10 protein-coding genes are annotated in these 14,397 nt (G+C 72.2%); 1 reads left to right on the top strand and 9 read right to left on the bottom strand.

Going from position 1 to position 14,397, the window contains the following annotated elements; genetic code table 11:
• Window positions 1-108 precede the first annotated feature (108 nt).
• The 3 genes from ABEA77_RS22115 to ABEA77_RS22105 form a co-directional block, all read right to left on the bottom strand.
• On the bottom strand, window positions 109-1,140 hold the full coding sequence (locus tag ABEA77_RS22115; protein ID WP_345650348.1) for an ABC transporter permease: 1,032 nt from the start codon (window positions 1,138-1,140) through the stop codon (window positions 109-111).
• Window positions 1,141-1,682: 542 nt separating this feature from the next.
• The gene (gene typA, locus ABEA77_RS22110) at window positions 1,683-3,557 is read right to left on the bottom strand and encodes a translational GTPase TypA (protein ID WP_345650345.1); all 1,875 of its coding nucleotides are present in this window, start codon (window positions 3,555-3,557) and stop codon (window positions 1,683-1,685) included.
• A gap of 480 nt (window positions 3,558-4,037) precedes the next feature.
• On the bottom strand, window positions 4,038-6,482 hold the full coding sequence (locus tag ABEA77_RS22105) for an ABC transporter family substrate-binding protein (RefSeq protein ID WP_345650342.1): 2,445 nt from the start codon (window positions 6,480-6,482) through the stop codon (window positions 4,038-4,040).
• A 290-nt stretch (window positions 6,483-6,772) separates the two neighbouring features.
• On the opposite strand from ABEA77_RS22105, the gene ABEA77_RS22100 reads away from it, so the two are divergent.
• Window positions 6,773-7,000: a hypothetical protein gene (locus ABEA77_RS22100; RefSeq protein WP_345650338.1), complete on the top strand. Its 228-nt coding sequence runs from the start codon at window positions 6,773-6,775 to the stop codon at window positions 6,998-7,000.
• A gap of 89 nt (window positions 7,001-7,089) precedes the next feature.
• Here ABEA77_RS22100 and ABEA77_RS22095 read toward each other — a convergent pair whose 3' ends face one another.
• The 6 genes from ABEA77_RS22095 to ABEA77_RS22070 all read right to left on the bottom strand — a co-directional run bounded on the left by ABEA77_RS22095 (window position 7,090) and on the right by ABEA77_RS22070 (window position 14,271).
• On the bottom strand, window positions 7,090-7,644 hold the full coding sequence (locus ABEA77_RS22095) for an isochorismatase family protein (protein WP_345650335.1): 555 nt from the start codon (window positions 7,642-7,644) through the stop codon (window positions 7,090-7,092).
• An 82-nt stretch (window positions 7,645-7,726) separates the two neighbouring features.
• Window positions 7,727-9,100, bottom strand: coding sequence for an MFS transporter (locus tag ABEA77_RS22090; protein WP_425588360.1), 1,374 nt, complete (start codon window positions 9,098-9,100; stop codon window positions 7,727-7,729).
• A gap of 242 nt (window positions 9,101-9,342) precedes the next feature.
• The gene (locus tag ABEA77_RS22085) at window positions 9,343-9,786 is read right to left on the bottom strand and encodes a MarR family winged helix-turn-helix transcriptional regulator (protein ID WP_345650329.1); all 444 of its coding nucleotides are present in this window, start codon (window positions 9,784-9,786) and stop codon (window positions 9,343-9,345) included.
• A gap of 113 nt (window positions 9,787-9,899) precedes the next feature.
• On the bottom strand, window positions 9,900-10,919 hold the full coding sequence (locus ABEA77_RS22080; RefSeq protein WP_345650438.1) for a glycoside hydrolase family 18 protein: 1,020 nt from the start codon (window positions 10,917-10,919) through the stop codon (window positions 9,900-9,902).
• 193 nt (window positions 10,920-11,112) lie between these two features.
• The gene (locus ABEA77_RS22075) at window positions 11,113-13,680 is read right to left on the bottom strand and encodes a SpoIIE family protein phosphatase (protein ID WP_345650436.1); all 2,568 of its coding nucleotides are present in this window, start codon (window positions 13,678-13,680) and stop codon (window positions 11,113-11,115) included.
• Between the two features lie 171 nt (window positions 13,681-13,851).
• Window positions 13,852-14,271 carry an ATP-binding protein gene (locus tag ABEA77_RS22070; RefSeq protein WP_345650434.1) on the bottom strand — a complete coding sequence of 140 codons (420 nt, stop codon included), beginning with the start codon at window positions 14,269-14,271 and terminating at the stop codon, window positions 13,852-13,854.
• Window positions 14,272-14,397: the final 126 nt, after the last annotated feature.

The following is a 14,397-nucleotide window of genomic DNA, read 5'->3' as shown; positions in this document are numbered from 1 at the left end:
GTGGTGAGTACCTATCTGTCAGTAGTGATCGGGCTGTGCTGCCTGTGCGCGGCCTGAATCCACGCCCGGGGTGGCAGCAGTCCCCTCAGCTCGGTGCCGACTGGTCGGTCAGCGCCCGGACTTCGGGTCGAATGCGTCTCGGACCGAGTCGCCGAGGAGATTGAAGGCCACCACGAAGATGACCATGGCGACACCCGGGTAGAGCATGTACCAGGGGTCCTGCTCGATGTACTGGGCGCCGTTGGCGAACATCCGCCCCCAGTCCGGGGTGGGCTCGACGAACCCGACTCCGACGAAGGAGAGGAAGGCGACGCTCAGGATGTTCGAGGGCAGCTGGAGCGTCGCCTGCACGAGGATCGGGGACCACAGGTTCGGCAGCAGCTCCTTGCGGATGATGCGCCAGGGCGAGGCGCCGGAGATCCTCGCCGCCTCCACGAACTCGCGCTCGCGCAGGGTGAGCGTGGCGGCCCTGATCAGCCGGGCGAGGCCCATCCAGCCCAGGATGCCGGTGACGAAGATGATCGCGGCGGCGCGCAGCCAGACCGGGGTGTTCTCGTCCGGCTTGACGAACGCGGCCGTGATGACCGGCATCGAGGCGATCATGAACAGCTGCGAGGGGAAGCCGAGCAGCAGGTCGGTGAACCTGCCCAGCCAGTAGTCCACGACCCCGCCGAAGTAGCCGCCGACCAGGCCGATCAGCACACCGAGGATCACGACGACCACGGTGGCGCCGAGGGCCGTGAAGATCGACGTGCGCATGCCGTACAGCAGCTGCGTGAACACGTCACGGCCGAGGTTCGGCTCGATGCCGAACCAGAAGCTGCCGGACGCGCCGCCGAAGGAGCCCGAGGGCATGTTGAACTCGTTGAGCAGCGTGAGGCTGTTCTGCCCGTAGAGCGTGTACGGGTCCTTGCCGTACACCTTGCTGATGAGCGGGGCGAGGAGCGCGATCACGACGAAGAAGATCACGACACAGGCGGAGATGACCCCGGTGCGGTCGCGCTTGAACCGGCGCCACATCAACTGGCCGGGAGAGAGACCTTCCTTGGCCTTCGCCTCCTGGGCCCCGTCCTTGGTGACGGCGTCGGGACCCGGCCCGCCTGGGGCCGAGGTGTCCTCGGTCTGAACTGGACTTGTCACGATCGCACTTCCCCCGTGGGGATCACCATCGCGCGCCCGACCCGTGTGGTGCTTATGGCACCGCGCATGGGGTCCTCCTCATGAGTCCACTTGTCACTTGCGAGAAGGGCGGTTTCTACGCGCGCTGACTCAGCGGTGTCGACGCACCAGTTGCCCGCCCTCAGTGTGCTCGTGAGCCGTCGCCCCCCACAGCGCATGACCCATTGACCCGAGCTCAATGGAGCCAACTATTAAGTACGCCCGGGCCGTAAACCACACTTAAAGGGTCTCGTTTTGACAACATCACCCAGGGGTGTCCGCCCGAAATCCGGACAAAGTAAGCACAGACAGACACCCCCGAAACGGACCGTTAACATGTGTTCCGGAGCGCGACGTCCGCATTCCGGACGGCGTTCAAGGAAAAATGGCTTGCGGACCGCGCCGTTCCCGCACGGAAAACGGCTGGTCCCGCACGGGAACGGCCCGGCCCCGCCGCGCGTGCGGCGAAGCCGGGCCGACGCCCTTTCAGGCCCGTCCGGGCGGCCCGGGGCCGCCCCGGCGAATCAGGAGTGCTTGGCGCGCGCCGCGGCCCGGCCGCGCTCCTTCTGGTCGAGGACGACCTTGCGGATGCGGACCGTCTCCGGGGTCACCTCGATGCACTCGTCGTCGCGGCAGAACTCCAGGGACTGCTCGAGCGACAGCAGGCGCGGCGGGACCAGGGACTCGGTCACGTCGGCCGTGGAGGAGCGCATGTTGGTGAGCTTCTTCTCCTTGGTGATGTTGACGTCCATGTCGTCGGAGCGGGAGTTCTCGCCGACGATCATGCCCTCGTAGACCTCCGTCGTCGGCGACACGAACAGCACGCCGCGCTCCTGGAGGTTGGTCATCGCGAAGGCGGTGACGACGCCCGCGCGGTCCGCGACCAGCGAGCCGTTGTTGCGGGTGCGCAGCTCGCCGAACCACGGCTCGTGCCCCTCGAAGATCGAGTGCGCGATGCCCGTGCCGCGGGTCTGCGTGAGGAACTCCGTACGGAAGCCGATCAGGCCGCGCGACGGCACGAGCCACTCCATGCGGACCCAGCCGGAGCCGTGGTTCGTCATGGTCTCCATCCGGCCCTTGCGGGCCGCCATCAGCTGCGTGATGGCGCCGAGGTGCTCCTCGGGCGAGTCGATCGTCATGCGCTCCACGGGCTCGTGGAGCTTGCCGTCGATCTCCTTGGTGACCACCTCGGGCTTGCCCACGGTCAGCTCGAAGCCCTCCCGGCGCATGGTCTCCACCAGGATCGCGAGCGCCAGCTCGCCGCGGCCCTGCACCTCCCAGGTGTCCGGGCGCTCCGTGGGCAGCACGCGCAGCGAGACGTTGCCGATCAGCTCGCGTTCGAGGCGGTCCTTGACCAGGCGCGCGGTGACCTTGTGGCCCTTTCCGCCCTTGCCGACGAGCGGCGAGGTGTTGGTGCCGATGGTCATCGAGATCGCGGGCTCGTCCACCGTGATCAGCGGCAGCGGAATCGGGTTCTCCGGGTCCGCGAGGGTCTCGCCGATCATGATCTCGGGGATGCCGGCGACGGCGCAGATGTCGCCGGGACCCGCCTTCTCCGCCGGCTTGCGGGTCAGCGCCTCCGTCATCAGCAGCTCGGTGATGCGGACGTTCGAGACGCTGCCGTCGCGCTTGATCCACGCGACGGTCTGGCCCTTCTTCAACTCGCCCTGCTCGACCCGCAGGAGAGCAATGCGGCCGAGGAAGTTGTCCGCGTCGAGGTTGGTGACGTGCGCCTGGAGCGGCGCGGACTCGTCGTACTCGGGCGCGGGCACGTGCGCGAGCAGCGTGGAGAAGAACGGCTCCAGGTTGTCGCTGTCCGCGGGGACCGTGCCGTTCGCCGGCTTGGTCAGCGAGGCGACACCGTCACGCGCGCACGCGTAGACGATCGGGAACTCGATCTGGTCCTCGTCCGCGTCGAGGTCGAGGAAGAGGTCGTACGTCTCGTCGACGACCTCCTCGATCCGGGCGTCGGGGCGGTCCGTCTTGTTGATGCAGAGGATCACCGGGAGCTTCGCGGCGAGCGCCTTGCGCAGCACGAACCGGGTCTGCGGGAGCGGGCCCTCGGAGGCGTCGACCAGCAGCACCACCGCGTCCACCATGGAGAGCCCGCGCTCGACCTCGCCGCCGAAGTCGGCGTGGCCCGGGGTGTCGATGATGTTGATGGTGACCGGCTCGCCACCGTCCTTCGGGTGGTACTTCACCGCGGTGTTCTTCGCCAGGATCGTGATGCCCTTCTCACGCTCCAGGTCGTTCGAGTCCATCATCCGCTCGTCGAGGTGCTCGGCCGCGTGCGCGGCGAACGCGCCCGCCTGCTTCAGCATGGCGTCGACCAGAGTGGTCTTGCCATGGTCGACGTGGGCGACGATGGCGACGTTACGGATGTCGTGGCGCGTGGGCATGCTGACTGGGGCTTCTCTCGATCGTGGGATGAGGCGGCTTCCGGTCTGGCCCGTCCGCCCGCCGGGCGTCGCGCCACGGCTCACCCCATGGTACGGGGCGCGGGGACCGGCGGCCCGCCCCGCCCGCGGGGGCGGGGCTGCGGACGTACGCGGGAACCCGCCGGGCGGGCGCCGGCCTCCCGGTGGGCGGCGCTGGGGGCGCGGAGCAGCGGGGGCGGGGCCTGCCTGCTCACACGGGGTGCGGGCGGGGCGTACGGGTGGCGCGGCGAGCTCGGGTCAGGGACTCGGACATGAGCTTGCCCGCCGGGGGGACGGCGGGCAAGCTCTTTACGGGGCGCCGCGCGGTCTGGTCGTCACGCGGGCGTTTTCTTCTTCCGGAGTTACCCGCAGGGGTGCCGCCGGGTCGCCGGGCCTTCCCCGGATCTTCAGGTCACGGGCGCCGGGGGCTCGCGGGGCGGGCTCCCGGCGCGCCGTGCCTGCTCAGGACTGGCCGTCGCCCGAGTCGTCCCCGGAGCCGTCGCCGCCGTCGCCCGACGACTTGCCGGCACCCTTGTCCCCCTTACCCGCCTTGTCGGCTTTGTCTGCTTTGTCGGTTTCATCTGCCTTACCCGACTTGTCAGCCTTGCCCTCCGGGCCCTCGTGGCCCTTCAGGGTGGTGAAGCCGATGTCCTGGTAGCGCGGGGTCTGGAAACCGAAGGCGCCGACGTTGCGCACGTCGTTGCGGGCGGCCACCAGCTCGGGGCGCTGGTAGAGCGGGATGGAGCCGGCCGCGGCCCAGATCCTGGCGTCCGCCTGCCTGAGCAGCGTGTCCTCCTTCTTCCTGTCCAGCTCACCCGCCGCCTGGTCGAACAGCTGGTCGATGCGGTCCGTGCCGACCCTGGTGTAGTTCTGCTCCACCATCAGCGAGCCGTCGGCCGCGGGCTGCGGCTTGGCGTAGATCGGGCGGCCGTCGGTCGCCGGGTACGCGGTCGCGGGCCAGGAGTACAGGGCCAGGTCGTAGGCGCCCGAGGCGATGTAGTCCTTGAAGAAGCTGCTGTCGGGGACCTTGGTGATCTCGGTCCTGATGCCGACCTTGTCGAGCATCCCGGCGATCCGGTCGCCGACCGCGCGCAGCTGCCCGGAGCCCTGGCCCGACGGCAGGACGAAGCGGAGCGTCAGGGGCTTGCCGTTCTTGCCGAGCGGGCCGCCCTCGGGGGCGGCGGCCTGGGATGCGGCAGCGGAGCCGCGCGGCGCGTAGGCGCCGGCCATGCCGCCGGGCTGCTGCTCAGCGGGCTTGTCGTCGGACGCGTCGTCGGACTTCTTGCCGTCCTCGGACTTCTTCACGCCGTCGTCGTCCTTGGCGGCGTCCTTCTTCGCGTCGGACTTCTTCTCGCCGTCCGACGTCGCCTCGTCCGACTTCTTCGTGCCGGGCTTCTTCGTGTCGTCCGCCGACCCCGCCGTGCCCTTGCCGGTGTCGGTCTTCTTGTTCTCGCTGCCCGCCTTCGTACTGTCCCCGGGCGCCTTGCGCGCCCCCTCGGGCGTCCAGCCGGCGTCCGCGAGCAGCGCCTGGGCCTCGTGTGCGTCCTGCTTGCCGAGCGCGTCGCTCGCGTCCGCGTAGGCGGGCTGGCCGGCGACGGCGAGGTGGCTGCCGAGCGTCTTCGAGGGCAGCCCGAGCGGCTTGAGCACGGAGTCCGCGAGCTTCTGCCGGTTGATCGCGCGGGCGACGGCGCGCCGTACGCGGTCGTCGGCAAGCGGCCCGGTCTCGCCGTTCATGGCGAGCTGCGTGTAGGCGGGTTCGAGCGACTTGCGCACGGAGAACGCCTTCAGCGCCTTCTGCTCGTCGCGGAACTCGGCCAGCTCCTTGCCTTTGAGCTTCGCGGCCTGCGCGGCGGTGGCCGCCCTGGCCGCCGCGAGGCGCTTCTTCTCCGCGGCCTGCTCAGCGGGGCTCAGCTTGGCCGCCTGCTGCCCGTTCGCGCCCTCGGCGCCCCGCTCCGCCTTCTCCCCCTCGGCGCCCGCGGCGGGACGGGCCTTCGAGCCCGACGAGCCGGCCGCGGAGGAGATGCGCTGCGCGGCGCCGGTGCCGACGTCGGCGACGTCCAGCTCGCCGGAGGCGAGCGCGGCGGCCCGCCCGTCCATCGGCACGGCGCGCAGCACGATCGAGCTGAGCTTGGCGGGCTGCCCCCACCAGTGCGGGTTGCGTACGAGGGTGGTCTCCTTCTCCTTCCGGTCGACCGACTTGACCTGGAAGGGTCCTGCCGAGGTCTTCAGGGAGGCGCGCGCGCCGTCGTTGAAGTCGCCCGGGGTGGCCGTCACCTCCTTCGGGTACAGCGGCGTGAAGAGGGACTCCCAGTCCGCGTACGGCTTGCTGAAGGTGACCTTGACGTCCAGGTCGTCCTTGCCGCGCTGGATCTTCTCGATCCGGTCGTACCCGGCGTTGCGCGCCGTCCAGAAGGCCGAGTTGCGGCCGCGCAGCGCCTGCCACTGGGCCACGAAGTCGGGGGCGCCGATCTCCCGGCCGTCGCTCCAGACCGCGGCCTGGTTGAGCTTGTACTCGACGACCTGCTTCGGCTCGCGCTTGACGATCTTCGCGGACTCCAGGTAGTCCGGGTCGGCCCGCGGCTGCCCGTTCTTGTCGAGGGTGAACAGCGAGGGCAGCACGGCCCCCGCGATCGTTCCGGTGGTGGCGTCGGCGTCCGCCTGGAAGGCGTTGAGCGTCGCCGGGACGGAGTCGACGGCCCACTTCAGGGTGCCGCCCTGGGCGAGCGCGTCGCGGGCGGCCGGGGAGATGTCCGCGGCCGCGGCCTTGCCGTTGTCGTGGTCCGAACTGCACGCGGACAGGACCGGCAGGGCGAGGACACCGGTGGTCAGGAGAGCGACGGAGCGGAATGTCCGGGGGCATGTCCTCCCGGAGCACGTCCTCCCGCGCGGGGCGCCGACCTGGGACATGACTTGTACCCCTTCATCCTGGTTCGTGGATTTTAGAGATGATCACACCTATGTCTGTCCACTGAAGGGGCCATGCGGGGCGGGAGGGGGGAGACACGTCGGTAGGGGCTCAGCAGGCCACTCGTGCGGCCCAGTCGGGGTGCCGGTCCCGCGTGCGCCGGGCTCCCGGCGCACGCGCTCTTCCCAAAAAGGGTGGAGGCACGGAACACTTTTCGACGCGCAGAGAGCCGCCCGGGGCCGCACCCCCGGGGACCCCGTACGCACACGGCGCGGAAGTGAGGGCACGGCCGATGTCCCTGCACGAAGAACTGGCAGCCGTACGACGCAGCCTCGACGACCTGGTCCGCACGGTCGGACGGCTGGAGCAGAGCATCGCGCGCCTGCCGAGGGACCCGCTCGGGGCGCCCGCGGCGGACCGCGTCGACCTGGTGGCCATCCCCGACACGCCGTACGACGGCGCGCTGTGGACGGACTCGGACGACGAGGGCCTCGGCGCCCGCGACCGCCGGGCGCCGTAGCCGCAGGAGCCCGCGGGCCGGTGGGCCGGGGTGCGGCGGGGCCCGCGACCGCCGTGGAGGGCGGGCGCGGGCCCGGCGGGCGGGAGCGGTCAGCCGAGGAGCTTGATGATCGCGTCCGTGGTGTCCGTCTCGCCGAGGCGCGGGAAGATCCGCTCCACGGCGTTGCGGTGGGTCTCGGCGTCCATGTCGGTCACGGCGTCCGTCGCGACGGTGACGTGGTAGCCGTGCTCGTAGGCGGCGCGCGCCGTGTTCTCGACGCCGATGCTGGTGGCGATGCCGGTCAGGACGACCTGGGTGACGCCGCGGCGGCGCAGCTGGAGGTCCAGGTCGGTGCCGTGGAAGGCGCCCCAGACCTGCTTGGTGACGACGATGTCGCCGTCCTGCTTGCCGAGCCCCTCGACCAGGTCGGCCCAGTCGGCGGGCGGCTGCCCGCCGCCGGAGCCGCCCTGCTCGGTGCGGCCGGGCGCGCCGCCCGTGACGCGCACGAGCACGACGGGCAGGCCCTTGGCGCGGAAGGCGGCGGCCAGCCGCGCGGACCGCTCCACCACCCCGTCCGCGGGGTGGACGGTGGGCAGGGAGACGATCCCCTTCTGGAGGTCGACGACGACCAGGGCGGTCTTCGGGTCGAGCGTGGTGGCGGTCATGTGAGGCTGTTCTCCTTGCGCTGGTGCCGCGTCGGTGGCGATCGGTGGCGTGGGGGTCTTGGGGGGCTTGGGGCCCGCGGGCTCACGCCGTCCGGGTGCCGCGGCGCAGCGCCCGGTCCGTGAGGGTCACGGCGATCAGCAGCACCCCGAGGCCCGTGGAGACCGCGGCCATGAGGTGCAGGCCGCTGTCGCTGGCCTTCTGGCCGTAGGCGAGGGCGATCAGGCTGGAGGCTGCGATGGCGCCGATGTACTGGGCGGTGCGCTGGAGGCCTGCGGCGGAGCCGATGCTGTGCGCGGGCGAGTACGACTGGACGGCCGCCTGGTTGCTGGTGCCGATGAGGCCCTGCGGGACGCCGAAGCAGGCGCCCGCGACCAGCAGCACCACGAGCGGCGTCCCGCCGCCGATGAAGGCGAGCAGGCTCGCGCCGCCGAGCAGCAGGAGGGCGGCGAGGGTGAGCGGGCCGCGGATCCCCTTCGTACGGGCGCCGAGCAGCGAGCAGACGAGCGCGGCGAGGGACATCGGCAGCATCAGCAGGCCCGTCGTGCTCGACGAGTAGCCACGGCCGTCCTCGAGCCACTGCGTGAAGCCGTACATCACGCAGTAGATGAGCAGGTAGCTGATGCCGTGCCTGAGGTACGTGCGGGCCAGCGCGCCGTTGGCGGCGAGCATCCGCAGGTCGATGAAGGGCTGCTTGGCGCGCAGCTGCCAGCGGGCGAGGACCAGCGAGGTGACGGCGAACGGCGCGAGGAGCCACCACACCGGGTGGCCGAGGTCGAGCAGGAAGAAGGCGAGGAGCGTCAGCGCGGTGGTGAACAGGCCGATGCCGAGCGGGTCGACGGACCGCCACACGGAACTCTGCGCCCCTGCGGCCGGGTCGGCGGCACGGGCCGCGGCGCGCTGGGCGCCCGTACCGTCCTTCGGCACGAAGACCAGCGCGAGGACGAAGGCGGCGAGCGCCACGGGCAGGTTGACGGCGAAGATGCCGCGCCAGCCGAAGGCGCCGACGAGCAGGCCGCCGAGGGTCGGGCCGACCGCGGCGCTGCCGAGGCCGGCGAAGGACAGCCGGGCGAGTACGGGGCGGGGCGGGGTGCGGCCCACCCTGCGGCCCTCGTCGCGCAGCACGGACATGGCGGCCGGGTACGCGGCCGAGGTCCCGATGCCGAGCAGCAGGCGCGAGACGAGCAGCCAGCCGAAGGACGGCGCGAGCGCGCCCACGAGCCCCGAGGCGAACACCACGACGAGGCCGCCGAGGAAGACGCGGCGCGGGCCGAGCGAGTCGGCGAGCTTGCCGAGCACGGGCTGGGCGACGGCGCTCGCGAGGTAGAGGACCGAGATCAGCCAGGCCGTGTCGGCGGCGCCGACCCCGAAGTCGCGGCCGATCGACACCAGGGCCGTGGAGATCATGGTGGTGTTGAGCGGGTTGAGCAGCGACCCCATCAGCAGCGGCAGGGTCAGCCGCCCGGCGAAGCCCCGGCCCGCGGGGGCCGCGCCGGAGGTCTCGGCGGCGTCGGGGCCCCCGGGGCCGGGACCGGCGGCGCCGGCACTCCCAGCCGCGGCGCTCTCGGCACTCTCAGCCCCTGCGCTCGCCGTCTCGGGGCCCGGTTCGGGGCCGGTGGTCCCGGGGGTGCGCGATGTCGTGTCGTCCCCTCCGTCCGTGCGTGGGTGGCGCGTGTCGGTGGTGCTCACGTGGGCCGTGCTCACTTCTCGGTCAGGCGTCGCAGCAGGGCCGCCGCGTCGGCCAGGGTGCGGCGCCCGTCCGTGTCGAGTTCTTCGGCGATCACCTTTGACAGCCAGGTCTGCTTGGCCGCGCGCACGCCTTCGAGGACGGCGCGGCCGTGGCCGGTGACCGACACGACGGACTGACGGCCGTCGGTCGGGTCGGGGGTCCGCTCGATGAGCCCCTGCCCTTCGAGCGCGCCGAGCGTCAGCCGCATCGACTGCGGCTTGATGTGCTCGGCGCGGGCGAGGGCCGCCGTGGTGGCGGGGCCCTCGTCGTGGATCCGCACCAGGGCGGAGCGCTGGGACGCGGTGAGGCCGCCCGCGGGCGCCGCGTACCTCAGGCGGCGCGCCAGCAGCCCGGCGGCGGTGGCGATATCCGTCGCCACCTGCTCGGGCGTGGGTTCTGCCTGCGGTTCGGCCATGACTTCGAGCGTACGAACTCGACAGGCAGCCTTGCAAGTTTGCCTGCTGTTCCGTGCGTCACCACGGCGCGTGCCGCGCGGGCTCACCACCCGCCCGCGGCCTGCGGCCCGCGTCAGGCGCGGGCCGTCTCGCCCCAGCCCGCGCGGTACGCCGCCCAGTCGCTCTCCGTGGCGGCGAAGTCCACGTAGAGGCCGACGCCGAACCGCTCCCGGTGGGCGTCGCCGCGCCCCAGCGCGAGGCGCAGGCCGTGGATTGCGGCGGCCGGGGTCTCCGCGTACCCGTGGTGGCTCATGTCCTCCTCGCGGTAGAACGGCAGTCCCATCAGGAGGTCAGTGCCCGCGGGCACCGCGGCGAGGGCGAGCGAGGTCTGCTGGGCGACATAGCCGCCGTAGAGCGAGGCCAGCGGCATCGCGGTGTCGTACGACATGACGGCGATCTGGTCGACCCTGCGGGCCACGCGTGCGAAGTACGCCTGCGACCACCACTTGGGGTTACCGGTCAGCGCACCGGCAGCGGTGTGCAGCGCGGGCAGCGGGTCGATCTGCGCGGCGGCCACCGAGAGCGCCGCGGCGCGCCCCCGGGTCAGGGCGTGCAGTTCGTCGAGGAGCAGCAGGAAGTCGCGGTCGCCCGAGTGCAGGGGCTCCAGGTCGACGTGGACGCCGTCGAATCCGGCGTCGAGCACCTGCGCGGCCGAGCGCCGCACGGCCTCGCGGGTCGCTGCGCGGGCGAGCCGCAGGCCGTCGGGGCCCTCGCCGGCGAGGACGTCCCCGAGCCAGGCGTGCACCCGTACCCCGGGCAGGGCACGGTGGACGGCGGCGATCAGCCAGGCCGCGCGCGGGTAGCGGCCGGCGGGCAGCGTCCCGTCGTGTTCGAGCGGCCCCGCGTGGACGTACAGGTCGCGCACGCCGGTGCCCTCGATCCGCCGGGCGAGGGCGGCGAGGTCCTTGTCGTCCTTGCGCCCGTCGACCCAGGCGTGCCCCAGCCACACGGCGTCCCTGCCGCGGGTGCGGGTGCCGTCCTTGAGGTCGCCGGTGTAGGCGAGGCGCAGCGCGGCGCCCGCGGTGACGACGGGGAGGACCACCAGCACGGCGAGGGCCGCCGCGATCCCGCGCGGCAGCCTGCCGCGCCACATCCGTGCGACGGCGGCCCGCCGCCCACGTGTACGTTCCGGCACCGCGGTCCCCTTCCCCGAGGCGCGGCCCGAGGGCCGCGAAGGGGACTCAGCGTACGGGCGGGGCGTACGGCGCCGGCGGGACCCGCGGCGAACGGTGCGCGATCGGGACACGCGGGCCCCTGCCGGGTCGCGGCGCCACCGCTCGGACGGCTCAGAACATGCTGAGGAGTTGCTCCACCGTCGGCTCGGCGGCGCTCGCACCGCCCGGCAGGGCCAGCTCGAACCAGACCGTCTTGCCTCGCGGGGTGCGCCGCGACCCCCAGGCCGAGCTGAGCATGCCGACGAGCTGGAGGCCGCGGCCACCCTCGTCGGTGTCGCGGGCGCGGCGCCTGCGCGGCTGCACGAGGCCCGCGTCCCACACCTCGCACACCAGGGTCCGGTCGAGCAGCAGCCTGAGCCTGATCTCCCCCTCGCCGTAGCGCATCGCGTTCGTGACGAGTTCGCTCACCAGCAACTCGACGGTGTCCACGAGGGGTTCGAGGTCCCAGGCGACGAGCTGGGCCCGCGCGTACTCCCTGGCCCTGCCGACGGAGCGGGGCTCGCGCGGCAGCCGCCAGTCGCCCACGGACTCGGCGGGCAGGCCCTGGATCCGGGCCATCAGCAGGGCGATGTCGTCCTGGCCGTGACCGGTCTCCAGGGTGGCGAGCACATGGTCGGCGACGTCTTCGAGGGGCTGCTCCGCGTGGCCGAGCGAGGCGCGGAACGCGGCGAGGCCCTCTTCGAGGGTCTGGTCGCGGGACTCGACGAGGCCGTCCGTGTAGAGCGCGAGGAGCGAGTTCTCCGAGAGCTCGACCTCGACCTGTTCGAAGGGCTCGCCGCCGACGCCGAGCGGCACCCCGGGCGGCACGTCGAGCAGGAGCGCCTTCTCGCCCGGTTCGACGACCACGGGCGGCGGGTGGCCGGCGTTGGCGAACGTACAGCGCCGGGTGACCGGGTCGTAGACCGCGTAGACGCAGGTGGCGAGGTAGACCTCGGCGAGGTCGGCGTCCGCGGCCCGGTGCGCGGTGCGGGTCGCCTGCTGCCTGCCGTTGGGCGTGCCGAGGCCGTTCGCGATCTCGTCGAGCGCGCCGAGCACCTCGGCGGGCTCCAGGTCGAGCAGCGCCAGCGTCCGTACCGCCGTGCGCAGTTCACCCATCGCGACGGCGGCGCGCAGCCCGCGCCCCATCACGTCGCCGACGACGAGCGCGGTCCTGTGGCCCGGCAGCTCGATGACGTCGAACCAGTCGCCGCCGACCTCGGTGGCCGCGTTGCCCGGGAGGTAGCGGCAGGCGATGTCGAGGCCGGCTGCCTCGGGGTCGCCCGGCGGCAGCAGGCTGCGCTGGAGGATCAGGGCCCGCTCGTGCTCGCGGCGGTAGAGGCGCGCGTTGTCGATGCAGACGGCCGCGCGTGCGGCGAGTTCCACGGCGAGCGCGCGGTCGCGGTCGCCGAACGGCTCGCTGCCCTTGGCGCGGGAGAACTGCGCGAGTCCGACGACGGTGTCGTGCGCGACCATCGGCACGGCGAGCGTGGACTGGATGAGGCTGCCCGGCTCGCCGGGTATCGACCGCACCCGGGCGCTGCGCAGGGCGCCCGCGCTGTGCGAGCTGAAGGGGAAGCGGTGCACGGCGCCGACCTCGGGCGAGGTGTAGCCGTCGTGCAGCTCGCCGGGGCCGGAGAGCGGGCCGTCCGAGACCGCGCTGGCGAAGGCCACGCGGCGCAGTCGCGCCGTGCCGCCGCCGGACTCCTCGGAGGAGGCCCACCGGCCGGGCGGTGCCTCCTCGCCGGTCAGCAGGGACTGGTACAGGTCGACGGAGGCCGTGTCGCAGAAGTTGGGCACGGCGACGCCGAGGAGCTCCCGCGCGGTGGTCTCCAGGTCGAGGGAGTTGCCGATGCGGGCGCTGGCCTCGTTGAGCAGGGCGAGATTGCGGCGGGCGCTCGCGGCCTCGCGTGCGGCGACATGGCGATGGGTGATGTCCGTCGCGATGGCGGCGATGCCGAGCGTGCGGCCCGTGCCGCTGCCGACCCGGTAGAGGTTGAGCGACCAGTGGCGGCGCTCGGGGCCGCCGGCGCCGGGACGGTCGCCGACGACCTTGAACTCGGTGACCGGGTCGCCCGTGGTGAGGACGCGGCGCAGGGCCGCTTCGAGGCGCTCGGCCTCGCCGAGCTTGAGGTAGTCGTACACGGTCCTGCCCCGGTGCTGGGACGGCCGGCCGCCGAAGACGGTCGCGAAGCGCTGGTTGACCCGCTGCACTTCAAAGTCCGTACCGAAGAGGATGAAACCGAAAGGAGATTGACCGAAAATAGCCTGCGAAGAGGCGAGATCGGTCTCGATCCGGCGCAGTGCGCGCACGTCGACCGCCACGCACAGCGCGCCCCGCTCGCCCTGGTCCGTCTCACTGGGCATCACGTAGACCTCGGCGAGGCCGTGCTGCCTGCCGTCGGGCCCGCCCGCGCCCGACGGCAGGACATAGGGGACCATGCCGGTCCACTCCTTGCCGTCCAGGATCTCGCTGAGTTTGCGGTAGCCCTTCGCGCGGAACTCGGGAGGTACGAAGACCTCAAGGGGGTCCTTGCCCCTGACCTCACGGGCCGTGAAGCCGAACAACTCGGCCGCACGGCCGCTCCACTGGTCGATCAGGCCGTCGGCGCCGATCGAGAAGGAAGCCACCCTGATGTGCTCGTAGAGGGAGCCGGGCGGGCTGCTCTGCCACACGACGTCATCGCCCGTCGCCTCTGGCATCTCTGGTGTCTCGCTCACGCGACCGTCCCCTCCAGCTCACACACCGGACCGACCCTGCCCCGCAGTATTCAGCACCGCGGGCCCGGCTGACACGGCGTTCACGATCACAGCACGGTCTCGTTCTCTCCGTACCTGCGCGAAACCCGCTGTGACCGTCGTCCCTTGTGACTTCTAACCATGGAGAGGCAGCTCGAACCACACGGTCTTACCTGTCTTCCCGCGTCGCGTGCCCCAGCGGCGGGCGGAACGCGCCACCAGTTGCAGCCCCCGTCCGCGCTCGTCCTCGGGGCCCGGAGTGCGCTGGACGATGGGCGCCTCCGGCCGCTGGTCCGAGATCTCCACGAGGAGCACCTCCTCCCGGTCCGGGAGCGTGCGCAGTTCGAGGCGCATGCCGATCGGGCCGGGCGCGTAGGTGAGCGAGTTGGTGACCAGCTCGCTGACCAGGAGCATCGCGGTGTCCTCGACGCCGGGCGACAGCCGCCACGCGCGCAGGGTGTCCCGCACGTCGTGGCGGGCGACACGCACGGCTCCGGGTTCGGCGGGCAGGATCCACTCGGCGGACTCGTCCTCGGTGTCGATCAACCCGACCACTTCCCACAGCACGCGGCGCCCCCCGCTGTCTCGTTTGTTTCGGGGATCAACCTGCCCATACCCGAAATCAGCCCTGAACTACCGCGCGAAGCGGCGCAGGACGGAGCGCTCTCCCCGGAAACACCG

The sequence above is a fragment of the Streptomyces tremellae genome (genome assembly GCF_039540215.1).
GTDB lineage: Bacteria > Actinomycetota > Actinomycetes > Streptomycetales > Streptomycetaceae > Streptomyces > Streptomyces tremellae.
The sequence above is the reverse complement of the archived record's forward strand: the minus strand, read 5'-3'. Positions and strand labels throughout refer to the sequence as shown.

Excerpts from the sequence above, each read along its gene's own strand:
- ABEA77_RS22075 (WP_345650436.1), bottom strand. The coding sequence starts at position 13,680 with ATGCCAGAGGCGACGGGCGATGACGTCGTGTGGCAGAGCAGCCCGCCC.
- ABEA77_RS22080 (WP_345650438.1), bottom strand. The coding sequence starts at position 10,919 with ATGTGGCGCGGCAGGCTGCCGCGCGGGATCGCGGCGGCCCTCGCCGTG.
- typA (WP_345650345.1), bottom strand. The coding sequence starts at position 3,557 with ATGCCCACGCGCCACGACATCCGTAACGTCGCCATCGTCGCCCACGTC.
- ABEA77_RS22105 (WP_345650342.1), bottom strand. The coding sequence starts at position 6,482 with ATGTCCCAGGTCGGCGCCCCGCGCGGGAGGACGTGCTCCGGGAGGACA.
- ABEA77_RS22085 (WP_345650329.1), bottom strand. The coding sequence starts at position 9,786 with ATGGCCGAACCGCAGGCAGAACCCACGCCCGAGCAGGTGGCGACGGAT.
- ABEA77_RS22095 (WP_345650335.1), bottom strand. The coding sequence starts at position 7,644 with ATGACCGCCACCACGCTCGACCCGAAGACCGCCCTGGTCGTCGTCGAC.
- ABEA77_RS22100 (WP_345650338.1), top strand. The coding sequence starts at position 6,773 with ATGTCCCTGCACGAAGAACTGGCAGCCGTACGACGCAGCCTCGACGAC.